Origin of the sequence: Mucilaginibacter oryzae (assembly GCF_003148845.1) — a bacterium.
GTDB classification, from domain to species: Bacteria; Bacteroidota; Bacteroidia; order Sphingobacteriales; family Sphingobacteriaceae; genus Mucilaginibacter; species Mucilaginibacter oryzae.
Genome location: NZ_QGHA01000002.1, coordinates 181,276 through 206,542, shown reverse-complemented (window position 1 = coordinate 206,542; position 25,267 = coordinate 181,276). Strand labels below are relative to the sequence as shown.

At 44.6% G+C, this 25,267-nt stretch carries 21 protein-coding genes; 6 read left to right on the top strand and 15 right to left on the bottom strand.

The annotated features are described in order from the left end of the window. The first annotated feature begins 208 nt into the window (after positions 1 to 208). Entirely contained in the window at positions 209 to 1,054 is an 846-nt protein-coding gene (gene accD / locus LX99_RS06380; RefSeq protein ID WP_109607112.1) for an acetyl-CoA carboxylase, carboxyltransferase subunit beta, read from the top strand. A 162-nt stretch (positions 1,055 to 1,216) separates the two neighbouring features. Here the strand turns inward: accD and LX99_RS06375 are convergent, their stop codons facing one another. The 12 genes from LX99_RS06375 to LX99_RS06320 form a co-directional block, all read right to left on the bottom strand. After that, a complete protein-coding gene (locus LX99_RS06375) occupies positions 1,217 to 1,981 on the bottom strand; it encodes a hypothetical protein (RefSeq protein WP_109607111.1) in 765 nt (254 codons plus the stop codon). Between the two features lie 22 nt (positions 1,982 to 2,003). Beyond that, on the bottom strand, positions 2,004 to 2,372 hold the full coding sequence (locus tag LX99_RS06370; RefSeq protein WP_109607110.1) for a GntR family transcriptional regulator: 369 nt from the start codon (positions 2,370 to 2,372) through the stop codon (positions 2,004 to 2,006). 7 nt (positions 2,373 to 2,379) lie between these two features. Then, on the bottom strand, positions 2,380 to 3,102 hold the full coding sequence (locus LX99_RS06365; RefSeq protein ID WP_146203072.1) for a hypothetical protein: 723 nt from the start codon (positions 3,100 to 3,102) through the stop codon (positions 2,380 to 2,382). A gap of 182 nt (positions 3,103 to 3,284) precedes the next feature. Further along, the gene (locus LX99_RS06360) at positions 3,285 to 4,118 is read right to left on the bottom strand and encodes an ABC transporter ATP-binding protein (protein ID WP_109607108.1); all 834 of its coding nucleotides are present in this window, start codon (positions 4,116 to 4,118) and stop codon (positions 3,285 to 3,287) included. A gap of 154 nt (positions 4,119 to 4,272) precedes the next feature. Beyond that, positions 4,273 to 4,473, bottom strand: a complete 201-nt coding sequence (locus LX99_RS06355; protein WP_109607107.1) for a hypothetical protein — start codon at positions 4,471 to 4,473, stop codon at positions 4,273 to 4,275. Positions 4,474 to 4,551: 78 nt separating this feature from the next. After that, entirely contained in the window at positions 4,552 to 4,785 is a 234-nt protein-coding gene (locus tag LX99_RS06350; protein WP_109607106.1) for a hypothetical protein, read from the bottom strand. 15 nt (positions 4,786 to 4,800) lie between these two features. After that, on the bottom strand, positions 4,801 to 5,271 hold the full coding sequence (locus LX99_RS06345) for a hypothetical protein (protein WP_109607105.1): 471 nt from the start codon (positions 5,269 to 5,271) through the stop codon (positions 4,801 to 4,803). A gap of 147 nt (positions 5,272 to 5,418) precedes the next feature. Next, entirely contained in the window at positions 5,419 to 6,432 is a 1,014-nt protein-coding gene (locus LX99_RS06340; RefSeq protein ID WP_109607104.1) for a PorP/SprF family type IX secretion system membrane protein, read from the bottom strand. 2 nt (positions 6,433 to 6,434) lie between these two features. Beyond that, complete coding sequence (locus tag LX99_RS06335; protein WP_146203071.1) at positions 6,435 to 9,986, bottom strand: PKD domain-containing protein; 3,552 nt, start codon at positions 9,984 to 9,986, stop codon at positions 6,435 to 6,437. 162 nt (positions 9,987 to 10,148) lie between these two features. After that, positions 10,149 to 10,853: an NUDIX hydrolase gene (locus LX99_RS06330; protein ID WP_022830611.1), complete on the bottom strand. Its 705-nt coding sequence runs from the start codon at positions 10,851 to 10,853 to the stop codon at positions 10,149 to 10,151. A 261-nt stretch (positions 10,854 to 11,114) separates the two neighbouring features. Beyond that, positions 11,115 to 12,887, bottom strand: coding sequence for an ABC transporter ATP-binding protein (locus LX99_RS06325; RefSeq protein ID WP_109607102.1), 1,773 nt, complete (start codon positions 12,885 to 12,887; stop codon positions 11,115 to 11,117). 44 nt (positions 12,888 to 12,931) lie between these two features. After that, positions 12,932 to 14,686, bottom strand: a complete 1,755-nt coding sequence (locus LX99_RS06320; RefSeq protein WP_109607101.1) for an ABC transporter ATP-binding protein — start codon at positions 14,684 to 14,686, stop codon at positions 12,932 to 12,934. 302 nt (positions 14,687 to 14,988) lie between these two features. Between LX99_RS06320 and LX99_RS06315 the strand changes: the two genes are divergently transcribed. The 4 genes from LX99_RS06315 to LX99_RS06300 all read left to right on the top strand — a co-directional run bounded on the left by LX99_RS06315 (position 14,989) and on the right by LX99_RS06300 (position 19,656). Then, entirely contained in the window at positions 14,989 to 15,588 is a 600-nt protein-coding gene (locus LX99_RS06315; RefSeq protein ID WP_109607100.1) for a GNAT family N-acetyltransferase, read from the top strand. A gap of 105 nt (positions 15,589 to 15,693) precedes the next feature. Next, positions 15,694 to 16,383, top strand: a complete 690-nt coding sequence (locus LX99_RS06310; protein WP_109607099.1) for an ABC transporter ATP-binding protein — start codon at positions 15,694 to 15,696, stop codon at positions 16,381 to 16,383. A 4-nt stretch (positions 16,384 to 16,387) separates the two neighbouring features. Beyond that, a complete protein-coding gene (locus LX99_RS06305; protein WP_109607098.1) occupies positions 16,388 to 18,946 on the top strand; it encodes an ABC transporter permease in 2,559 nt (852 codons plus the stop codon). Between the two features lie 20 nt (positions 18,947 to 18,966). Continuing rightward, entirely contained in the window at positions 18,967 to 19,656 is a 690-nt protein-coding gene (locus LX99_RS06300; protein ID WP_109607581.1) for an arylesterase, read from the top strand. An 84-nt stretch (positions 19,657 to 19,740) separates the two neighbouring features. Here LX99_RS06300 and LX99_RS06295 read toward each other — a convergent pair whose 3' ends face one another. Together LX99_RS06295 and LX99_RS06290 are read right to left on the bottom strand one after the other, a co-directional pair. Beyond that, on the bottom strand, positions 19,741 to 20,754 hold the full coding sequence (locus tag LX99_RS06295; RefSeq protein WP_109607097.1) for a LacI family DNA-binding transcriptional regulator: 1,014 nt from the start codon (positions 20,752 to 20,754) through the stop codon (positions 19,741 to 19,743). A 273-nt stretch (positions 20,755 to 21,027) separates the two neighbouring features. Next, positions 21,028 to 21,849 carry a hypothetical protein gene (locus LX99_RS06290; RefSeq protein ID WP_109607096.1) on the bottom strand — a complete coding sequence of 274 codons (822 nt, stop codon included), beginning with the start codon at positions 21,847 to 21,849 and terminating at the stop codon, positions 21,028 to 21,030. A gap of 395 nt (positions 21,850 to 22,244) precedes the next feature. On the opposite strand from LX99_RS06290, the gene LX99_RS06285 reads away from it, so the two are divergent. Next, positions 22,245 to 23,552, top strand: coding sequence for a PQQ-dependent sugar dehydrogenase (locus LX99_RS06285; protein ID WP_245927860.1), 1,308 nt, complete (start codon positions 22,245 to 22,247; stop codon positions 23,550 to 23,552). Positions 23,553 to 23,763: 211 nt separating this feature from the next. Here the strand turns inward: LX99_RS06285 and LX99_RS06280 are convergent, their stop codons facing one another. Continuing rightward, positions 23,764 to 25,125: a pyridoxal-phosphate dependent enzyme gene (locus LX99_RS06280; RefSeq protein WP_109607095.1), complete on the bottom strand. Its 1,362-nt coding sequence runs from the start codon at positions 25,123 to 25,125 to the stop codon at positions 23,764 to 23,766. Between the last annotated feature and the right edge of the window lie 142 nt (positions 25,126 to 25,267).

Genomic DNA, 25,267 nt, shown 5'->3' with positions numbered 1-25,267 from the left:
GTATATTAAAACGGTAGTAAAAATAGGCTTATCTTAGTAACATATTGTGGTTTGTTAATTAACGGGCGTTTTTATTGCCAATTTGATACCAAAACGGTGTTTAAAGTTTGAGTAAACCATTTAGCCGTTTACATCTTTTTGAATACAAACCCCACATGTTTAATATTTTTTGTTTCTTTGTAGCCAATTGAAAGAGTTAGACACAGATATGGCATGGTTTAAACGAGAGTTGAAAGGGATAATTACGACCACCGAGGAAAAGAAAGAAGCCCCCGATGGTATCTGGAATAAATGCCCCAATTGTAAAAAGCCCTTACACTATTCAGAACAGGTAGAAAATCAATATGTGTGCCATTACTGTGGCTTCCACCTGCGCATAGGATCAAAAGAATATTTTTCGGTACTGTTTGACAATAATGAATTTACAGAGCTTTTCGCCGACCTTACGTCGGGCGATCCGCTGCATTTTGAGGACACCAAAAAGTACACCGACAGGCTTAAAGAAACTCAAAAGAAAACAGGCTTAAAAGACGCGATCCGCTCGGCGGCAGGCAAAATTGAAGGCCAGGATATTGTTATTGCCTGTATGGATTTCAACTTTATAGGCGGTTCGATGGGTTCTGTTGTTGGTGAAAAGATAGCACGCTCTATCGATTACGCCCTTGAACACAAGGTGCCGTTCCTGATGATCTCCAAATCGGGGGGGGCGCGTATGATGGAGGCCGCGTTTTCGTTAATGCAAATGGCCAAAACATCGGCTAAACTGGCTTTGTTATCACAGGCCAAAATCCCTTATATTTCATTACTTACCGACCCTACCACCGGCGGTGTAACAGCATCATACGCTATGTTAGGCGATATCAACATTGCCGAGCCAGGCGCTTTAATTGGCTTTGCAGGCCCGAGGGTTATTAAAGAAACCATCAAAAAAGACCTCCCGAAAGGTTTCCAGACTGCCGAATTTGTGCAGGAACACGGTTTCCTTGATTTTATTGTAGACAGAAGAGAAATGAAAGAGAAACTGGCTTCGTTTATCAAAATGATGAAGAATTAAGAGTTTGTTATAATAAGAGCATAAAAGGCCGCATCCTAAAAGATTCGGCCTTTGTTTTTATGCAGAAAACGGGCCTATCGTTATTGCAACGCAGCCCGTTTTGGGTTTAGGTTTCGATTTTTGTAAATACTTATCGCATCAGGCATCCTTTACTGATGTGCCTTAGTGTAACTGTTTTTGTAAAATAATTGCTTTACCGCTGATCTGGATCTTCGCGGCACTATCGATACGCTCGGCAAAATAGCGTTGGGCAGGGTTTTCGTCAACACTAAGCAGGCTTTTATTCTGCAGGGAATAGCTAAGCACACCGATCTTGTTGCTTTGGCTGATGTTTACATACGAACTATCTTTGGCAATTACAGCTAACTTTTGCAGGTAAAGGTTTCTAATATCGCAACCACTTAAGTCTCCGATAAATAGCTTCAGGGAGTCGGCAACATCATGATTCCTTTCAACAGTTACATTTGCATACTTAATGCTTATGGATTTAACCGCTCTCGAATAGATTCTTAATATATCATCCGCGCGATTCCAGACAGGCGTGATGTTATCATATTTTCCGTTTGTATGGAAAGAAATGAAGAGGGTATCATTTTTTACTATAGCGTTAAGGTTATCCTTCAATTCCTTAACAATGCTTAATCTGTTCGCGTCTTCCCGGTTATTATTGATCGCCCCTATAGCTACATCTATATGGGGTTTCCAAAGTTGAAAGCCTCCGTTGCCTAAAGCTAACGAACCATTTATAACAACGTGCCTAAACCCGGTCAAAACGGTCGTGTCAATATAGATGTTGTTGTCGTTGGGCCTGAATTCGCGTACAAAATTCCCTTTATTGAACTCAGCTTTCAAAATTAAATTATAAGCAAGCAATGATGTGGGGATACACATTAAAAATATGATGATAAGCTTTGTGCTGGTTTTCATTGTATTGATGTTAAAATATTAACTAATTCTGGTTATCTATAAAATGTTGGTACTGTTGCTCCAGTTCACTCACAGGTATGCCTAACAATTGCATTTTTTTAAATAGCAAGGGCAACTCTTCGTCCATAAACCGCGCCCGCCTTGTTTTCAGGATGTTTTGCGCAGCATTAGCCTGGGCAAAATATCCCATGCCGCGCCTGGTATAAATTATTTCCTGGCCCTGAAGGTATTCATAAGAGCGCGCTACCGTATTGGGGTTAACCTCCAGCGTAACCGCAAGCTCACGCACCGACGGAATTTTTTGATCGGCCAGCCATACTTCAAGCTGTATCTTATCGCATATATAGTCTGCAATTTGCAGATATATAGGTTGTGTGTTGTTAAATTCCATATGCAGGCTACAATTGTTTTTCCTTAAGCTTAAAGCAGCTGATAAGCCCAAAAAAGGGGATACTCATTATAAACAACAATACAAACACATTACTATACGGATTTATGATTACAGCAGCGTAAGCCGTATAGTCAACTCCGTTAATATTTTTATTGATTACCCAATTATTGATTTCCAAAGTAGAAAAAGGCATACCGGCGCGGATTTTAGGCCATATTAAATCTTTATTTACCCTGCGTTCAACTACATTTTCCTTAACATCATAATAAATTTCTGTAACCGTTGAATTTATGGGTTTACCCGGATTTATTTTTATGATTTGTTTTACTAAGAAAGAGTTTGAAACTAAAACGCCGAAAAATATAACCATCACCAATATTACCCCTTTTACTAAAACGTAACGTTTAAACAATACGGTAGAAAATAAAGCCATACTTTGCACCAGCAAAAATGTTAGTAAAAAATATAAGGCGTTCTGATCACCCTTTACTAAATACAACGAATTTGGGCGCCCTATGAGATGATGATCTATATAAACCCCTAAAGCTAATAAAGGATAAACAACCGCAATAAAACACACAGGAAATATAATCATGCTATAAATCGCAGCCATGGCAAGCTTTTCTAAAGCAGATGCCGGCAGCATTAACGTGCTTATGCCGGTAAGTTTTTGATTAAGCGGACCTAATATTGTTGTGGTGAATGCGAAACCTCCCCCTATTAAACCCATAAAAATAATGTTGCCCTGAACCCTCTCATTAAGGCCCTCAAATTCTGTAAGGTTATATATGATAATGGCCGCTATGATCCCCGCATATGCTAATAAACCTAAAGCGTATAGTTGTTTATTTTCGCCCCATTGTTTACGCACCAGGAGCCATAACCTTTGTATTGAAAATTGCATGATAGTTATTAATTAAATTGTGATAAGATTTGTTGCTTTTCGGTTTGTACAGCGTTAAAAAACATTTCCATGTCTAACCGCGATTGTTCGTGTTTGCTATTAACAGCCACCACCGCGTAGCCTTTTAAAGCGCCTTCGCTGTAAATTGGCGCGGCCACTTCCTCAAGGTTCATCACCTGCTTAAAAACCAGTTTTTCAGTTATCTGATCAACTGATTGGTGCAGAATGATCTTCTTATCCTCCAGTATCAGTACTGAATCTATCAAACTATCCAGGTCCTTAACCTGGTGTGTGCTGATGATCATCAGCTGATCATCATTTACATTACCGGCTATTATTTTACGAAACTGTTTTTTTGAGGGAATATCCAAACCATTGGTTGGCTCGTCCATCAGCAATACTTTCACCTGGGTAGCCAGGGCAAAGCTGATCATCACCTTCTTTTTTTGCCCGTAGCTCAGGCTTTGAAGCTTACCATTTGCCAAAATTTCAAACTCCGTTAAAAATTTAAAAAACAAATCGTGGTTAAATTCGGGATAAAAAGGCGCATAAATGTCGATGTAGCTTTTGATAGATACATTGGGCAGGTAAACATCCTCAGGCAGTAAATAAACCTGTTGCAAAAATTCGGGCGAGCGATCAGCCGGATTTTTATCTGCCACGCGGCAGGTACCTGAGTTGGGAAACAGTAAGCCGCATATATGATGCAATAAACTTGATTTACCCGCGCCGTTACGGCCAAGCAGACCATAAATGCCCCCGGGTTTAAGATGAAGGTTGAGGTTTTCAAGTACCACTTCTTTTTTGTGGTATCCGAAGATAAGGTTTTCGATAGCAATCATAACTGATTTGTGATTTAGTGTACTATTTAATTAGTACACTACAATAATAAACATGCGATCTTACATTTCCAAATTTTTATTGAAAATTATGGAACAGACAAAAAAATTATCGAAGATTTCGCTGCGTTGGACTAAAGCAGTTAGAGGTGTATCACTAATTCCCTATCGTATCGTGAAAAAATATCAGTAGCAATATTTTTATAATACCGGCATAAATTGCAAGGCTCACTATAACCAGGATCAGGTAATATAGCCATCCCCCTACCCGGTTACCGATCAGTTTTTTTAAAACCGGCTGGGTTAAAGCGGCCGTAATCAGGATAAAAGGCAAATGATATAAAATTTCCCAACTCATTTAAAAGCATTTGCCTCAAATATAAAAAGCAGCCCGGTTTCGGACTGCTTTTGAAGATAAAGTTTTTTTAATAAAAAATCAACCGGCACCTACTGTACCATCGCCGGATCCTGTTCCTTCCTCGTCATTGTCAGGTAGATCAGCAAGGCTGCCATCTTCATGTAAAACCTTAAAATCCTTTTTTTGAGGCCCTTCTGTTTCGAGGTGAGCGGTTGGTTTGCTTTCTCCTTTGCTTACAGCATCATTATTACCGCTTTCACGCTCCTCTTTGGTCCGGCTTTCATTAGGTTCGATATCATTATAATCGCTCATGATAACCTCCTGTTATTAAATCCCTTCTGTTCCGGGCTCGTGACCAACCATCCTGCCTGTGGTACGGCCCTGCGGACGGCTTTCAAAATCGGTTTTGGCGGGACCAACCGAAGGAAATTCATGTTTATTTGGCGGAGTTACATCGGTTTGCTCGCTGAATGAGGTATCGGCACTCCGGTCTACCTGGTTTACCTCCGGTTGGCTGTGGGTGCCTATGCCCTCTTCTTCCGGGCTTTCCACTTCGGTATTTTCATCTATATCATCATAATCATCTAAAAGATCATCACTTTCTTCCAGGCCGTCGGTATCATCGGTCAAGCTTTCGTCATCTACCGTATCATCAGAAGTATAGAGATCGTCGTCTTCATTATCCGGTGCGTTGTTATTAATAGCGCCTTCGCCATTTACCGAAAATGAATTCGTGTTGTTCGCAAAATCGTTGCGCTCGTTATCCTGGTTATTCCAGTTTTGGTTGTTGGTATTCATAGGTTTTAATTTTAGTTGTTATTGGTTAAACCCATGAAACATGAGGATTGTTTTATTTAATTTCGTTATAAGAAATTAAATTCCATAAAACAAAAACACGATAGCTAATTCGCATGAATAACCTAACGCAGGTTAAAACTTCGATGCTTAAAAAGTGTGCTGCGGGCAGGTAACTTTATAACGGTTATTCAACAGGATGCCCAGCACAATTTCGTGAGAGCCGTGGCTTACCGTATTCAAAGCAGAGGTAGTAAAATCGTAGGAATAGCCGACGTTAATGAGCGAGCTTAAATTAAAACCAACCAATGCCGCGTACGAATCATTGCGTCTGTACGAACCGCCTATCCAGAATTTATCCTGGAACGACATTTTCATATTCACATCAAACGTAACCGGAACCGGCGCTATGAATTTTAACAGTGCCGATGGCATCAGCGTAATATCATCAGATACAAAGAGCTTCACCCCACCGGTTACAAAATAATGGGGTACAGTTTTATTTTGGTTTGCCGACTTTGATCCGTTAACATATAAATCCTGCGGCAGGATTTGTTGCGCGGATACGCCGAAAAAATAATTTGATGAATAAGCCCAGATTCCAACTCCCAAATCGGGTTTCCATTGACTTGGAACAAGATTCAATATGGTCGGATCTGCAGGGTCATTCAGAATAAGTTTCGACTTATCAATCATATTATGGCTAAGTCCTCCTGATACGCCAACAGCAAGGTTAAGCGTCTCGGTTAAGCCGAGGTGGTAAGCATAGGTAGCATCGATATTGGTTTGAGATATCGGGCCTGTTTTATCAGACATTACGGTTAAGCCGATACCGTGATGTGGTTCGGCAGCCATATAATTTTGCGTATATGCCCTGCTTGACGGGTTAAGGCCGCCACCAGCCGGGAAGGCTGTAGCATCGCCTTGTAAAAAATTACGGCCTATAGGCGCGTTTATGGTAAAATAAGAGGTAACCGGCGCCCCGTCAAGCCCCGTCCACTGGCTTCGGTAGCCCAGTTTAACATCGGTATAGTTTTCAATGCCGCTCAGGGCAGGGTTTAACAGGTAATTATTGAAAACGTACTGCGTGTACTGCGGTCGTTGTTGCGCCTTTGAAAATTGCGCGGTTAGTAGAATTGTGATAATGTATAGCGTTCTTTTCATTATTATCTGATAATGGTTACGTTGCCCGCAATAACCTCCCGGCCATTTTTGGGGTCGATAATATAATAGTAAGTTCCGGGAGGCAGATCGGAGCCGTTTAACCGGCCATCCCATGGCTTACTATAACCAATTGACGAATATACCCTTTCTCCGTATCTATTGTATACATCAACCTTATTATTTGGATAAGTTTGCAAATATTTAACATCCCAAAAATCATTTACCCCGTCGCCATTGGGGGTAAACACTTTCGGGATCACCAAAAACTTTAAAACATGCACCGCTACAGAAGCCTCGGCCTTACACATATGCGCCGATGTAACCGTGAGGTGATAGGTAATATCCTCCGTGGGGCTGGCCGTAGGATTGGCCACATCGTTATGATCCAAACCCGTTGCCGGGTACCATTTGTAGCTTAAGTTTTGATCGTTAACCTGGGGTTTTAAAATATGTTTGGTACCCTCCAGCATGGTGAAACTATCACCTAATGAAACAAAAGGAGGCGAATCTACGGTAACCTGCTGGGTTACCGTATCTGCACAGCTATTCTGCGTAGTGTAAATATACCTGATATCAAAAGTACCGGGCCCTGAAACAGCCGGGTCAAATATACCTGTGCTACTTACCCCCTTGCCCGAAAAAACGCCGTTCCCTGCCTCGCCGTCTAACTTCGGCATTAGGGTATACGCCGGCGATTCGATGCAAAAAACCGGGGCAGGATCAAAGGTCACTACCGGCGATCCTTTTAAAACCACGGGAACCTCGGCAACATCAAAACAGTTAGCGCCTGAATAAGCTACCACTCTCACCGTTACGTTACGGGTGCCCCGGGTAAACGAAGGGTACGTGTGCCTTAATTGCTGCCCATAAACAGGGTAATCATAAATTACCTTAGTTGAGGCATCCGCGGCATCATAGGTAACCTCAAGCCTGGTGATCTGACCATAATTAGCAGTTGAATAATTTTCAAAAAAAACTTCACGGTTGCTGCACAAATCAGCAGGATTTAATACGTTCAGGGCTGCTTTTACCTTACTGCCGTTTATAGTTAAGCTTTTTGGGGCCGATGTAACCGAACAGCCATATTTTGAAGTTACCGTTAAACTCACCTGGTAAATACCGGCGACATAACGATGCACCGGATTTTTTTGGTTGGAAATATTTGGATTGCCGGGCGTGGCGGCCGGGTCGCCAAAATTCCACTGGTAAGTAAAATCAGCCCCTGTGCCGTCATCAATACTGCTTTGGTCGGTAAATTGGGCAAAATCGCCCTCGCAGGCTTCCGGCAACAAAAAGTCAGGTACGGGCACAGGATAAACGGTTACTACCCGTGTAATAACATCGCCTGTACAACCATAGGTATTGGTCACCGTTAATTTAACCACGTAATCGCCCGCTTTGGTAAACAAGTGCTTAAACGGAAAATGATCGGTCCGGGTTTCAACCGGCAAACCATCGCCAAAATCCCATTGCCGGCTCACGATATCCCCTTCTTTCGATGTAGAGTTATCAGTAAAAATAACATCCTGCCCCACACAAGCGGTCGAAGCGTTAAAAGCCGCTACCGGGGGGATACTAACATGGACTTTTACGGGGTCGGAAAGCGAGGCGCAGCCATTCTCGTTAGTGGCAAAAAGGCTAACCGTATAGTCGCCGGGTTTTGAATATTTATGCGCAGGATTTTGAACTACATCTGTTATACCATCACCAAAATCCCAGTGCCAGGTTTTGATCTGCCGTGTACCCGAAGTTGTATGGTCGGAAAATTGTACTGCGCTGCCAAAACAGGTATTTGCAAAACCAAAACTTACCACAGGCGGTACAGAAATATTAAAATCGAAATTGATTTCCTCGTTCGAGCCGCATTCGTCGGCAACCGGGTTAAATACAGTGGCAGTTACGCTGTAGTCTCCATCCGGATACATCCTTTTAACAGGGCACTCATAGGTATAAAGCACCTTCGAATCTTTTATCACTGAACCGGTTGGTGTAGGGTTGTCAATCACGATAGGTACCGAACCGTCTTTTAAGTCCCAGGTAATTTTAGGGGTTTGATAAGGCAGCGTGAGCTGTAGCTTATAATCGGTATTGGTACATCCGTTTAACGTTGAGGCTTTATTGACAGGGTTAATCAGCGTTATAAACTCATTTAAATCTTTAAGATTAGTACCTGCTGCATAACCGTACGATTCCTTCCGTCCAAAACCATAGGCAATAGCGTTAAAACCATCTGATGCTTTGATGTTATGTACACCGGCGCTTACCACAATTTGCGCGTATGAATAGTCGCCGGTACCTGGCATCGGTGTAAAATTGGTATACGGCTTTCCATCAAGCGAAAAAGTTGGCACCGCGGCCGACTTGATAATGACGTTTATATAATTTGTTAAAATATTAAAATTACGGGTGGAGTTCAGCGTAACATGATCTAACGTTTGCTCAATGGGTGTCAGATAGATCATTTCAGGATCGCCAACATCGCCGGGAGCCAGCTGGCAATCGCTGGTATTGGTCTCGCCTTCTGTTACGGCGTATTGAACAACCTGAACAGCCTTATCGGCAGTGATCACATTGGGTACCGACGATGTAAATTCAGTATACATCCCGTTAATCAGCGTGGCTTTACCGTTGATGTTTACCATTGTACCGGGCAAGGCCGGCACCACCCTGATGATATCATAAATGCGGCTTTTTAACGGAACGGTCATGTAATTTTTACCCCATACCGCGAGCGGATAAACCTGCTGAAAAAGGTTATCGGAAGAACCTTTTGTTCCCTGGCAACCGATACTTATTTTTGAACTGCCCGAAAAAACCGCTATCTTTTTACAGCTTCCGGACGCTGTAACTATAGAGCGCACCCTTGTACCTGTCAAATCTGTTTCAGAAAGCGCCTGGTAAACCTCCCCTTTTTTTAAATTGAGGTTAAAAGCTACACCGGCCTGTTTACCATCAAGCAAAGTTTGGGATGGGGTAACCTCCACTGTGGTATTATCTTCGGTAGCAATAACCGCGAACGTAGAATAGGAAGGTTTGCCCTCATTATTGCCGCCGCCTCCGTTTCCGCCGCCGGTATTGTTGGAGTTTGATATTTGTTTGTAATTAATAGAAAGGTAATCTTTACCCAGCGTATTAACTGGCAGCAGCAAGGTAGCGCCAGAAACACTCTCGGCGAAAATATGGGCGTAAACAGCGACAGGCTTTAGGGATTTGATGTGGATGGCTTTTAAAAACGTGCCCTGCGAGCCCAGGAAAGCACTTGCCGGAATACTTACAGCGGTAACATCTTTAGCGGTTACCTGAAAAGTACCACTAAAAGAACCATCCGCAACCTCAACTATAGCCGTGGTGTTTACATCTGATGTGATGTAAAGCTGCATCTGGCTGCCTCCGTTTATAGCGCCCGGCGCACCTGCCGCGCCGTTGATATGCGCCATATAAGCGGTATAAAACTCGGTACCCTGGTTGGTTGAACCCTGCGCGCCTGCATAAAAACTAAAACATAACAGCAAGGCGACCGAAAATAACGCCCGCCAAAAAAGAGTTTTGCTCAAAGGTATTTATTGAATATGGTTTTGATAGCCAAACTACCGTGTATAAAAATACAAAAAACCTTTATTGCTGGCACAAAAGCTTTATTAAAATAACCATGTTATTTATTGGCCTGATGTAATTTTAAAACAGGGAAACCAAACCGTATAATCTGGCAATCAGCCCTAAAAAAACTTATCAGGGTTTGGCACCAGGTTCAGGAATTTTTCAAAATTTTCTTCGTAGTGCGATTGATCAAGTTTGTAGTAAAAAGCTCCTTTTTTTGATGAAAGCTTATCTTTTTCGGGCAGTTTCACCAGCAAACCTGTCGAGAGCAACTTGCGGCTAAAGTTGCGGTCGTCAAATTTGGTTTGGTAAACGCCCTCGTACAGGGCCTGTAATTGAGGAATGGTGAACTTTTCGGGCAGCAACTGAAACAGTATGGGGTGCAGTGCAGCCTTATACCTGAGTTGCCGCTTGGCAAGGCGCACCATCTCGTTATGGTCAAAAATCAGGTCGGGCATTTCATCCAGCAAAAACCATTCGGGATGGTATTCTTCGCTTAACTGCGCTTCGTACTGGTGGATGTCAATTAACGCGAAGTAAGCGATGGATAAGGTACGCTCCACAGGATCGCGCCCGGGTTTACCAAATACCTGGAATTGCTCCATGTAAACATTCTTAAGCCCTGTACGCAGTTCAAGTACACGGTTGGCGGCATCTTCAGGCGATTCGGTTGGTTTAATGAAACCACCTATCAGGCTCCATTTATTTTTTTCGGGTTCGAGGCCACGCTGAACCAGCAATAATTTAATGTTAGCCCCGTCAAAGCCGAAGATGATACAATCTGTCGCAACCAAAATGCGCGTTTCGCCGCTGTACTTATGCATAACTTAGGTTAAGTTTATATGCAATGGTAAAAATAATTTAGCAATTATTTAGTGTACTTTGGACAACTATTTTACATGGATACGAATTTTGAAGAATTAAACCGAAATACACTAATCATATCATCTTCTGAAAATTACAACAATTTTAATAGTGCATTGTAAATAATTTCTACACGTTAATTAACGAATTACACCAATTTTTAAAAGAGATTGGTGTAATTCGTTAAAATCCTGTTCAATCAGAAAAGTATTCGTGTTTAATCAGCTCACCCTTTTCCCTTGCAACAGCAAATCCATCGCATCATTAAACGAGCCCGCCCTGATCACCTCGCCCGAGTTTACGAAGAAAATCTCATCCGCATTTTCAATGGTATTCAACCTGTGAGCTATGATTACCCGGGTGGTTGTTTCGGGCAGTTTATCTAAAATATCGCTCAGCAATCGCTCGGTAATGGTATCGATATTGGCGGTGGCTTCATCCAGAATCAGAATCTCGGGGTTACGTAATACAGCGCGCATAAAGGCAATAAGCTGCTTTTGCCCCAGGCTGATACTATCCCCGCCCGATAGTACCTTTGTTTCCAGTCCTTCTTCAAAAATAGCCAGCAAAGTACCGAGGTTGGCATCGCGGATCACCTGTTCCATCTGCTCGTTGGTGTGATCTTTATAAAGCTCGTTCCCATACAAAATATTATCGCGCACGGTGCCTGTAAAAAGGAAGGGTTCCTGCAAAATGAAACCTATTTTCCGGGTACGCTCTTCGGCGGTAAACGTACGGATGTCTTTACCGCCAAGCAATACCATGCCTTTTGTAGGGTCGTACAGGCGGGCTATTAAGGATGCCGTGGTAGTTTTACCGCCACCTGTAGGGCCAACCAGGGCATAAGTTTTACCCTGTTCCAGTTTAAAGCATATATCGTGTAAAATTTCCCTTTTTTCGTCGTAACTAAAATGCACATGCCTGAATTCGAGCAAACCTGCATTGTTTTCGGCAGTGCCTGCAGGCAACACAGCTAAATTGCTCTCGAGCGATAAAATCTGCGAGATCCTGTCCCACCCGGCCATGGCGGTTTGAAAGTTTGCCCATAGCGCGGCCAGTTGCCTTAACGGGTTGTAAAAGTTGGTAACGTAAATAAGGTAAGCCATCAACGCGCCGATGGTAAACGCGTTGGTCCCGGTAGTCACCCTGATGAGATGAATGCCGAAACACAACACTATTAACTGTGCAAAACTGGCAAGTAAGCCATAAACGGGCACAAACACATTGTTGGCCAAACCCGAACCGATAGCCGTTTTGTAGTTATCATTATTGGCTTCCTGGAAACGTTTCCTAAAATAATCACGGCGGTTAAAGGCTATGATCACCTTAAAATTGCCCAGGCTTTCCTGGATCTCCGCGCTCAAACCACCTGTACTTTTCAAATTGGCCGCATTTTTACGCTTTATCCACGGCGACAGTACCAGTGTAAGAAAAAGGATAACCAGTGATGGCGATAAAGCTGCGGCCCCCAATTCAAAATTGATCACCAACAGGAAAATCCCCGCGCCAATCATGGTTGATATATTGCCTATAAACTGCATCAACGATTGGGAGAAAAACTGGTTGAGTTTATCCGTATCGTTATTTACCCTCGATATCAGATCGCCCGCCTTGTTTTGATTAAAAAAGGCTACCGGCAATTGCTGCAACTTGTTGAAGATAGCGTTACGCAGGGTAAACAGCATACGCTGCCCCACCCCTCCCATTAAGGTAGTTTGCTTATAGCTGGTAAACAGCGCGGCGGTGTACATGGCCAGCAAAATAGCGGCGTTGCGCAGTAACCCGTGAAAATCCTTATGCTGTACGTAATTGTCAATTGTATGGCCAATAATAAGCGGCCCAAGTAAATTAAGCGCCGAATTGGTTATGATAATAAAAAACGCGATGATCAGCGTAGGCTTTTCGTGCGCTATGAGTTGCAGCAGTTTTTTAAGGCCCGTCAGCGTTGATGTTTTTTGCTGGGTTTTACTTAGCTGGTTAAGATCGTAATTCATTGTTTCCGTTAGATATCTTTTTTAACTGCGCTTAACTTCAAAAATTAGTGGGTAATACCCTGCTCGTAGTTACTGGTGCTTTGCTGCGAATTAAAAATCTGTACATAATCCGGACTGGTTTTCATCAACTCATCATGCACGCCGCGGGCAACTATTTCGCCCTGCATCAGCAAAACAATCTGGTCGTAATGTTCAACCGAGGCTATCTTTTGCGTTACCGAGATTAACGTAAGGCCCGGATAGTTTTTCTGGATATTGGCCAGGATCTTTTGCTCAGTACTGTTATCAACCCTTGCGGTAAAATCATCCAGCAATAAAACCTTCGGGTTAACAGCAAGCGCCCTTGCCAGCATAATTCGCTGTTTTTGGCCGCCCGAAAGGCTCGAGCCGCGCTCTGAAACAATGGTATTAAGCTTATCGGGCAAACCGTCGATAAAGCTACTTAACTCGGCCGTTTCGATAGCTTTTCGTAATGATTCGTCGGTTACGGTATCACTGAAGGCAATGTTTTCGCGGATGCTCATATTGAAGATGATACTGTCCTGAAAAACAAAACCAACCTGGCGGTGAAAAGCTTCGCTATCATATTCGGCAATGGGTTTTCCATCAAACATAATTTTGCCCGATGTACTGTTGATGAGCCCCGTAAGTAAATAAAGTAACTGTGTTTTACCGGCCGATGTAGGGCCGATGATGGCGATTTTTGATCCCGCAGCCACCTTGAATGATATATTTTTCAGCGCCGATTTTTGACCATAGGTGATGGTTACATCTTCCATTTCCACATCGCCGTGCAAGGTATCTTTAATACTGCCGCCTTCTTTAACATCAGGCGCATCAAGCACCACGCTGATGCGGGTAAACGAAGCGCTGGCCTGCGCTATCAGGTTGCTCATAAAGCCCAGAATAAATATCGGGAATATCAGCAGCGATAAATAGCTGTTAAATGCCGCGAAGCTGCCAAGGCTCATGCTGCCGCTAATTACAAAGTGCCCACCCATTACCAAAATAGTAAGCATGGCCAGGTTTGCGGTAAAAGTAACAATTGGTATAAGCCCCGAAAAAAAACCGAGGATCCGTAAACCATAGTCCCTGGCTTCGGTATTGGCGAGCAGAAATTTATTGTACTCCAGTTGCTGCGAGTTAATCACCCTAATAAGCGCCGAACCGAGGATGCTCTCGTTAATTACTTTATTTAACTGATCAATAACACCGCGGCTTGCTATAAACAATGCGCGAACTTTTTTTAATACATAAGCAAAGGTACCGCCGATAATAGGTATGATAGCAATAACCGCCAGCGCCAGCTTCCAGTTAATGAGCATCAGCATTACACTGCAGCCAATAATAATAAACAAGGAAGATACGATGGATACCAAAGCCTGCGATACGAAAAGCTTGATAGAATCAACATCGGCTGTTAAATTGGTTAACAGCTTGGATGGATTTGCCTGCTCAATAAAAGTGGAACTTTGGCGCGATATTTTTTCTGATAAGCGCCGGCGAAGGTCGCGGGCCACGCGCTCTGACGCGAAGACCTGGATAACGGTTTGCAAACCCGAAAATAAAAAAACCAGCACCGCCGCTATCAAAAACCTCGTCACAATATCGCCCAACACAAAATGATGTGCCGTATAAGCATCAATACCGCCGGCGATAACTTTGGGCAGCCAAAGGTTAATAGCGTTGCCAAAAAGCGCGAATAATAGCAATAGCGCCACAAGCCCCTTATAGGGTACCAGTAAGCTAAATACGCCCGGTGGTTTAGGGCCTGCTTTTTTTGTATGATCGGGTTGCATAATTCTTGTTTTTGGGCTGAGGTTTATATCAACCGACAGCTACATGTTGTGACGACTGGCCAGGCAAAACATTTTTAATGCCGGTTAAAATTATCGAAATTAATTGGATTGATGTTTTTAGAGCGCGCCAAATTAATCAAGATCACCGACAAAAGCTGAAAGTAAATTTAAAAGATAATACCGGCGACATGCCGGTTATTGTTTAACAAACTTCAGCCGTAGCAAACAGGAGCCAGTCGGGGCAACTTGTTACTTGTCTACCTAAATTCATAACCCTATATTGCGTTAAATCCCTAAAAACTATGAGCGCCAACTTTAACCCCGAAGCAAATTACATTTTAGAAGATAACCGCGTAAAACTGCAACCCTTAACAACCGGCGACCTTGCAAACCTCCTCCCCTTCGCCCTTGCCGAACCCGACACCTGGAACTATTCGTTAATCAGCGCCGCGGGCGAAGACGGTATGAAAGCTTATGTTCAGGCGGCGTTGAACGGGCGCGCCGAAGGCAAAGAATATCCTTTTATCATCACTGATAAAAATACAGGCGAGTATGCAGGCTGCACCCGTTTTTACGATATCAACCCTGCTTACCAAAGTTTACAGCTGGGCTACACCTGGTATGGCAAAAAATTCAGGGGTACGGGGCTCAATAAACATTGCAAGTTTTTAATGCTGCAATTTGCTTTTGAACAATTGAATATGCTCCGTGTAGAATTCAGGGCCGATGCGCGGAACCAACGCAGTATTGCGGCGATGAAAAGTATAGGCTGCACGGTTGAAGGGATTTTGAGAAGCAATATGCCGCTTGCCGATGGCACCCGGCGCGACTCGATAGTGTTGAGTATATTAAAAAGCGAATGGGAACAGGACGTTAAAGAAAAATTGAAAAACAGGCTTTAGCCACAATGTCAACCCAAAGTAAAGATGGCATAATACTTGAATAATCTGTAGCCCGTGCTGGTAACAAGCCGGGCTTTTTTGTATCTATACCCTAAAAAACACCCTGTGGACAATATCCTCAACATCACCAACCTCAGTAAAACATACCAAAGCGCCGGGCGAACGCTCACGGTGCTTAACGATATTAATTTTTCGGTTGCGCCCGGTTCAACCAACGCCATTGTTGGCCCCTCGGGCAGCGGCAAAACTACTTTGCTTGGCCTGTGCGCCGGGCTTGACCGCTCAACATCAGGTTCGGTAGAACTAAACGGCATCAACATGAGCAATCTTACCGAAGATCAGCGCGCGCAGGTGCGGAACCAGTACGTCGGTTTCATATTTCAAAACTTCCAGCTGCTGCCAACTTTAACAGCTTTAGAGAACGTAATGGTTCCCCTTGAACTTCGCGGCGAAAAAAACATTAAAGCGAGGGCGCTGGATTTGTTAGACAAGGTGGGTCTTTCAGAACGCGGCCACCACTACCCCCTGCAGCTATCAGGCGGCGAGCAGCAACGCGTATCATTAGCGCGTGCTTTTTCAAACGCGCCTAAAATTTTATTTGCCGATGAGCCAACCGGCAACCTCGATGCGGAAACAAGCGATAAGGTGATCAAACTTATCTTCGACTTGAATAAAGAAGCAGGCACCACACTGATTGTAGTAACGCACGACCTGGAACTGGCGGCAAAAACCCAACGCATCATCCGCATAAAAGGCGGCAAACTGATCTCGGACGATAAAACCGTTAATGCCTAAGCTAATGGATAACAATTTGATCGCCCCCAAACGAAAAACAAACATCCCCTGGCTGTTCCGCATGGCCTGGCGCGATAGCCGCCGTAACAGATCAAGGCTCTTCCTGTTTATATCGGCCATTGTATTTGGTATAGCCGCTCTGGTGGCTATCTATTCGTTTAAGTACAACGTACAAAATGATGTGAACAACCAGGCGGCTACGCTGATTGGCGCCGACCTGGCTATCTCCGGCAATAAACCGGTTGATCATTCACTGATGCGCATGCTCGATTCGCTGGGTAACGACCGCTCCACCGAGCGCAGTTTCGCGTCCATGTTATATTTTCCGCGCACCAAAGGTACCAGGCTGGTTCAGATCCGTGCTTTACAGGGCGGTTTTCCTTACTACGGTACTTTAGAAACCACCCCGGAGGCAGCCGGAACAGCATTTAAGCAAGGCCGCATGGCATTGGTTGATAAAACACTGATGCTGCAATTTAATGCCCGCGTTGGCGATTCGGTGAAAGTAGGTAGCCTTAACTTTAAAATAGCAGGTATTTTAAATAAAGCTCCCGGGCAAAGCGGGGTTATGGCGGGGATAGCCCCGGTGGTTTACATCCCCATGCAGTACCTTGAGCAAACGGGCCTGGTTAAAATAGGCAGCCGCGTAACCTACAGCTTTTACTACAAACTTGATAAAAGCACCAATATGGATAAGCTCACCAAAAAGCTGGACCCCATGCTGGATAAAGCAGGGATGCGCTTTGAAACTATCGAAAGCAAAAAAGAAAACACCGGTCGCGCTTTTGGCGATCTGAGCCGCTTTTTATCGTTGGTGGGCTTTGTGGCTTTATTACTGGGTTGCGTTGGTGTTGCCAGCGCTATTCATATCTACATTAAAGAAAAAATTGCTTCTATTGCTGTTATGCGTTGTTTGGGCGTAAAAGCGTCCGAAGCGTTTTTGATTTACCTGATCCAGATTATTGGTATCGGTATTATCGGCGCGGTTACCGGCGCGGTTTTGGGCACGGCTATCCAGCATTTGCTGCCCGCCGTTTTTGCCGATTGGCTGCCGTTTACCATATCGGTGCAGATTTCGTGGATGGCTATAGGGCAGGGCATTTTACTGGGTGTTATCATTTCAATTTTATTCGCCCTTTTGCCGCTGATCTCGGTGCGTAATATATCGCCGCTCAACACCCTGAGGATGTCGGTTGATGAAAGCGCCCGCAGGCGCGACCCGCTGCGCTGGCTGGTTTACCTGCTGATATTGGGCTTTGTTATCCTGTTCACTTACCTGCAACTGGATAGCTGGGCAGGCAGTTTGTTTTTCACCCTGGGTATCCTCATCGCATTTATGGTCCTCACGGCTACCGCCTGGTTGCTGATGCGCATCACCAAAGCCATTATCAAAGGGTCATGGAGTTACCTGTGGCGGCAGGGGTTTGCCAATTTATACCGGCCCAATAACCAAACTATCATCCTTATGGTATCTATCGGCTTAAGCACCATGTTTATCTGCACCTTGTACTTTGTGCAAACGCTGCTCATTCAGCAGGTAAACCTTTCAACCGGCGGCAACCAGTCAAACATGATCTTGTTTGATATTCAAAGCAGCCAGGAAAAAGGCGTAGTGCGCCTAACCAAACAGCAGGGGCTGCCGGTATTGCAACAGGTGCCGATAGTAACCATGCGCATTGAAGAAATTAACGGAAAAACTGCCGCCGACCTCAATAAGGATAGTACCATCAAAATTCAGCACGGCGTATTTGCATGGGAATACCGGGTAACCTTCCGCGATTCGCTCACCGCATCCGAAAAGCTAATTGATGGCAAATGGATAGGGAAAGCCGATCCGGCTAAAGAGGTGCCCGTTTCGGTAGAAGAAAACCTTTCGCAGCGCGGCAACCTCAAAATTGGGGATAAACTGGTATTTAATGTTCAGGGGGTACGAATGCCCGCCTATGTTGCCAGCATCCGCAAAGTGAACTGGGGCAAGGTGCAAACCAATTTCCAGGTGGTTTTCCCTACCGGGATTTTGGAAGATGCGCCGCAGTTTCATGTTTTGATGACGCACGTACCATCAAACAAAGTATCGGCCGCGTTTCAGCAACTGGTAGTAAAGGCCTACCCCAACGTTTCCATTATCGATTTAGGTTTGATTTTGAGCGTGGTTGACGAGTTGTTGAGCAAAATAAGCTATGTGATACGCTTTATGAGCGCTTTCAGTATTATTACAGGAATTGTTGTTTTGATAGCATCGGTACGCATCAGCAAATACCAGCGCATACAGGAAAGCGTTTTACTGCGCACACTCGGGGCAAGCCGCAAACAAATTTTCACCATAACGGCGTTAGAATATTGGTTTTTAGGAAGCCTTTCGGCCTTAACAGGTATTTTGATAGCCTTTGCGGGCACCTGGTTCCTGGCTAAGTACAGCTTCGGCGTTGCCTATGCGGTTGGCATATTGCCGGCGCTTGTTTTATTTTTGGTGGTAAGCCTGCTTACTGTGGCAATAGGCTTGTTAAACAGCCGCGCGGCGCTGAACAAACCACCGCTCGAGATTTTGAGAACAAACGCATGAGCGCGTTGTATTTATTGAATATGAACAAAATTACACTAACCGGCATCCTGCTTACCACGCTTACCATTGCAGGTTGCGGCAATAGTGGCAAAACCACGAACGAACATACCCAGGCAGCGGCCACCGAAACGGCCCAAACCGATTCGGCCCCGAAAAAAATAGTTTTATTTTTTGGCGATAGCTTAACCGCGGGCTATGGCCTGGACGATCCGGCAAACGACGCCTTTCCGGCAGTGATAAGCCATAAAATTGATTCGTTAAAACTGCCTTACAAAGTAGTGAATGCCGGCCTGAGCGGCGAAACAACAGCCGGAGGCAACGGACGAATTAACTGGCTGCTGAAACAAAAAACAGATGTTTTTATACTGGAGCTTGGCGCTAACGACGGCCTGCGCGGCATACCGGTAAGTGAAACCGCTAAAAACCTACAGGCAATTGTAGATAAGGTAAAGGCGAAATACCCCGATGCCAAACTGGTGTTACTGGGCATGCAGGTGCCACCTAACATGGGGGCCGATTATGCCGGTAAATTTAAAAACGTATTCCCCGAGTTGGCTAAAAAGAATAATATGGCTTTAGTTCCATTCCTGCTGCAGGGTGTTGGCGGTGTGCCGTCACTTAACCAGGGCGATGGCATCCACCCTACCGCACAGGGCGCTAAAATTGTAGCCGACAATGTTTGGGGCGTATTGAAGGATGTTTTGAAATAAGATCAACCGTTCAGGGCCTGGTAAACCATGGCCCTGAATCCGGCTTGTGCCTGGTTGTGCAAAAAAAGGCAGGATGCAGCCGCCCTACCTGGACGAATCCCTGACAATCAACTCGGTAGCTAAAGTAACATGTTGTTTTTTCTGCTCGTCTGCACTATTATTCAACCGCTCCATTAATAGCTTAATTACGTTATCGGCAATCTCGCTGATAGGTTGCGATATGGCGGTTACGGCCGGTGTGTACAATTCAAAAAGCTCGTGGTCATCAAAGGCTATCAGCGCTATATCTTCGGGCACTCGCTTGCCTGCTTTACGGGTAGCTTTCAACCCGCATTTACATAAATGATTGTTACCGAATAAAATGGCATCAACCTCAGGATGCTTTTGAAAAAAACCGAGCATTAATTCAACAATGCTGTCGGCGCTCGCGTAAAAATCAATTTCAGTTACATTGGCTTTAAGCTTGCTTTGGCGCATGGCTTTTTCGTAACCCTCCAACCTTTCAATCATTTGGGTTTGGATAGAGCTGTACGTAATAAAGGCTATATTTTTATGCCCCTTATCAATAAGATATTGTGTGGCGTTATAGGTACTGAATAAGTTATCGACCACCACATAATCGGTAGGTACGTTGGGCAGGTACCTGTCAAAAAGCACAACCGGGAAACCATCCCTGATCAGGTCGTTGATGTCCTCTTCAATGCCGTCGGGCGGGGTGATAATATAACCGTCAACATGCCTGTCGCGAAACATGGCTATCAGTTCCTTCGTTTTTTGGGTGTCGTTATCAGTACTGCTGTAAATAATTTTATACCCGTTTTTGTAAGCCAGGTCCTCTATCTGCCGGGCAATAGCAGCAAAAAAAGGATTGGAGATATCCTGCACCAGCAAACCGATAATATTTGACTTGCCAGTACGTAAACTTTTGGCCAGCGAATTGGGTTTATAACCAACTTCCTTTACATATTCAAGTACGCGTTTCACCAGTTCTTCACTGATGCGCTTTTCCTGGGCGCGACCGTTTAGTATAAATGATACTGTTGTTTTAGAAATGTTTAAACTATTGGCAATGTCAACTATAGATAGCTTTTTCTTCACGAGACGTTTGGTATTTAAACCAAATATATAATATAAATATCAATGCTAAACGGGTTTAGTAGATAAAACACAAGGAAAATGATTTTGAAAAACACCGAAATCAAAAAAAATAAACCTTAACCAGGTTTACATTATCGTTAAAATAAACTGAAAATACACTAACACAAAACGTAATAACGGTACACTTGCCGATAGATGAAGACCGGATAAAAACAAAAAGACCGCCCCTAACAGGCGATCTTTTCAGTTATATATATTCAGGAAGTTAGCCTATTAAAACCTGCTGCCACCCCGGCCGCCCATGTTTTGGGCGAAGCGGTCTCCGCTGTTACCGCGGTCGCGCCCGCCGTTATTTGATGGTTGTCCATTGCCCCAGCCGCCGCGGTTGTCACGGTCGCCGCTATTGGCGGGCGGGTTGTTGCCGGGCTGCTGCCTGTTACCCCAGCCGCCGCCATGGTTATCAGGGCTTACATTACCTGGCTGCGGACCGTTACCCCAGCCACGGTTGTTATGATCGTTGTTATCCCAACCGCCGCGTCTGTTATAATCATACGGGTTTGGCCTGCGGCCCCAATCGCCGCGGTTCCTGTTGTCGCCCCAGCCGCGGTTATCATAATTGCGGTACGCGTACCGGTCGGTGTTCATCCGGTCAAAGCGGTGGCCCCAGTTATTACGGTCGCCGTTCCAGCCACCCCATCTTGAGCGATAAATATCGTGGTGCAGGTAAGGGCGTGGCGCGCGTACTTCATATCTTACAGCGGTACGCCAGTTGTAATAGCGGTATGCCCCTGGCAGGTATGAACAGCTAACCCAGCGGCTGCCGTCGTTATAATAGTAGCATCCGGCACCTACGTTATAGTAAGCTTCAACTTCGGGTAAGTAGTAGTAGTCGTCATTGCAGTTAACCGGAGCATCATACTCGTCATCGTCATAAACCGGCTCCTGAACAACCGGCGGTGGTGGCGGAGGAGGAGTTGGAACGTATACCCTGCGTACAGGGATATTAATACCGAAATGAATAGATACCTGTGCGCTGGCCCGGGTAACAAATAAGCTTCCGGCTGCTATTGCTGATAATATGACTAACTTTTTCATAATTGTAACATTTATGTAGTTAGGACGATTTCTATCGGCAATGGTTTAACGCACGTTTACTTTATATGTTTAAACACCCTAAACACCATGTTTAATTAAGCAAAACGTCTGTTTATTGAAACTTTGTTTGGATTGTCTTCATGCTTTATAACGATAATCGGTAGCTGCCTAACATGTCCTGAACCTTTCCCAAAGGAAAGCAGATCAGGATAAGAAATCAAGTTAACAACAAGTATCGATCAGCTTAAAGGATAATCGACGTAAAAATGCTTCACGCTTATACAGAGGGAACTCAATTTAATTAGCCTAAAAAACATTTTATCACACCGGTACTGCAAACAGATTTTAGTAATACCTGTATATTTACTTAATTTGATAACCATTAATCAGTTACCATGAACAACCGCAACTTATTTCGCTCCGTGCTGCCTTTGGCAGTTGCCGGCAGCATGATGTTATTTAATGCCTGCAAAAGCAACAGCGATTCGAAAAAAGCCGACAGCACAGGCACCGCTTCGGCTCCGGTAACCGAAAATGCCGGTTTAAAAACCCCTGAAGGCTTCAGCGCAAGCATCATTGCCGAAAACCTTGGTGGCACCAGGCATATCGCCGTTACGCCTCAAGGCGATCTGTACGTTAAACTTACCAACGTGAAAGATAACAAAGGCATCCTGATGCTGCATGAAGAAGGCGGTAAGGCAACCGTAAAAAGCAGCTTCGGCGCTTTTAGCGGTACCGGTATAGCAGTTAAAGACGGTTACCTGTATGCATCATCTGATGAAGAGGTTTTCCGCTATAAGCTGAATGATAAAAGCGAGGTGATCAATTCTGAACAACCCGAAAAAATTGTAACAGGTCTGATCAGCCGCCACGAACATGAGGCCAAAGCCATTACATTGGATAATGATGGTAACCTGTATGTAAACATTGGCGCATACTCAAACGCATGCCAGGTTGAAGACCGCAAAAAAGGTTCGCCAGGACAGAAAGGCTGCCCTATTTTAGATTCGGCAGGCGGGATCTGGCAGTTTAAGGCCGCCAAATTAAACCAGCATTACAGCGATGGCGTGCGTTATGCAACCGGCCTGCGCAATGTGGTGGGCATTACCTGGAACCAGCAAAACAACCAGCTCTTTGTAATGCAGCATGGCCGCGACCAGCTGCATGAATTCTATCCGCAGTATTTTACGGCCAAACAATCGGCTATTTTACCTGCCGAGTGTATGTATGCCCTTAAAAAAGGCGACAACTGCGGCTGGCCTTACATGTATTATGACCAGGAGCAACACAAAAAAATGTTAATGCCCGAATATGGGGGCGATGGTAAAAAAGAAGGAGGACAGGGCGCTATTGACCCGGTTGCAGCCTATCCTGGCCACCTTGCACCTAACGGCCTGTTATTTTACACCGGCGATCAGTTCCCGGCCAAATACAAAAACGGCGCGTTTATTGCCTTCCACGGTTCGTGGAACCGTGCACCTGAACCGCAGGCAGGATATTTCGTGGTGTTTCAGCCATTTAAAGATGGCAAGCCTGACGGACAATGGGAGGTTTTTGCCGAAGGCTTTTCCGGCTCGGCTGCCAACACAGCTTCCGGCGCGGCAGAACACCGCCCGTGTGGTTTAGCGCAGGGCACCGATGGCTCCCTTTATGTAACAGATGATGTTAAAGGCTTCATTTACAAAATCAGCTATAAAAAATAGCGGCCTTAAAAAATACTGTCCGTAGCTTGGTCTTTTGCTTCAGCAGGAAGGATTACAGCGGTTTGGATAAGCTGCATGAGCCAACAGCGAAGAGCAATCCCTTATCAGATCAAAATCAGAAAGGGCAGTAAGGAGGTTTACACACTCTCTTACTGCCCTTTCATAGTATTAGGTAAGCAAAGCGTCACTACATAAATATCTCAACATAAAATCAAGCCGAGATAGCATTGATGATATCATACTGGGTGATAATCTCAATCCTGCCCTGCTCATCCTCAACCAGCACAGCGATATTGTCTTTATTGATCATGGCCGAGATCCTGTCTATCGATGTATTCAGATCAACAAACGGAAATGGCGCGGTGGTAATATTTTTTATCGGCTGCGATTTGATGGAAGGGTTTTCGATCAGCGAATCGAGGATATCACTCTCGGTGATCTTGCCTATTACCATGCCTTTTTGCGTAACCGGGATTTGTGAAATATTGAGCGATTTAATGGTGTTAATAGCTTCCAGCACGCTCTTTTCGCAATCAATGGTAATAATCTCCTGAACATCTTTTTTGGCAATGATATCCCGGGCGGTTAGTTTTCCATCTTTCAGGAAACCTCGGTCGCGCAGCCAGTCGTCGTTATACATTTTGCCGAGGTAGCGGGTGCCGTGATCCGGGAAAATAATGACCACTACGTCGCCTTCTTTAAACTTGTCCTTCATTTGCAGCAAGCCGGCCACGGCCGAACCTGTTGAGTTGCCTGAGAAGATCCCTTCCTTGCGGGCAATTTCGCGGGTCATGAGGGCGGCATCTTTGTCGCTTACTTTTTCAAAATGATCTATCAGATTAAAGTCGACATTGGCCGGCAAAAAGTCTTCGCCGATGCCTTCTGTAATGTACGGATAGATCTCGTTTTTATCGAAAATGCCTGTTTCCTTGTACTTTTTAAAAACCGAGCCATAGGTATCAATACCCAAAACCTGGATGGCCGGGTTCTTTTCTTTCAGGTAACGGGCAATGCCTGATATGGTACCACCGGTGCCTACACCGGCAATAAGGTGGGTAATCTTACCTTCGGTTTGCTCCCAAATTTCCGGACCGGTTGATTCGTAATGCGCCTGCGAATTGCTCAGATTATCGTACTGGTTGGGTTTCCATGAATTCGGCACCTCTCTTTCCAGGCGCGATGATACCGAATAATACGAACGCGGATCTTCCGGCTCAACGTTGGTAGGGCAAACAATTACCTCGGCACCAAAGGCACGCAAAGCATCAAATTTCTCTTTAGATTGCTTATCAGTACTGGTGAATATACATTTATAGCCTTTAATCACGGCGGCAATGGCAAGGCCCATCCCCGTATTGCCCGATGTACCTTCAATAATGGTTCCGCCGGGTTTTAGCTTACCGCTTTTTTCGGCATCCTCGATCATTTTAAGGGCCATACGATCTTTAATCGAGTTGCCTGGATTGGTTGTTTCTATTTTGGCTAAAACCGTTGCCGGGATATCTTTAGCTATTTTGTTAAGCTTTACCAACGGCGTGTTGCCTATGGTTTGGAGTATGTTATCGTACCACATAATTCAAATCTCTACTAACCCGGTATATAAAGCAGGGTTACGGCTCAAAAATAAGTTTCTTAAATGATATTTCTTTTATGGAATAGTAAATACATCTGCATCTTATTGAAGTTAGAAGTATTAAGTCAGGAGTTGGGGGTAG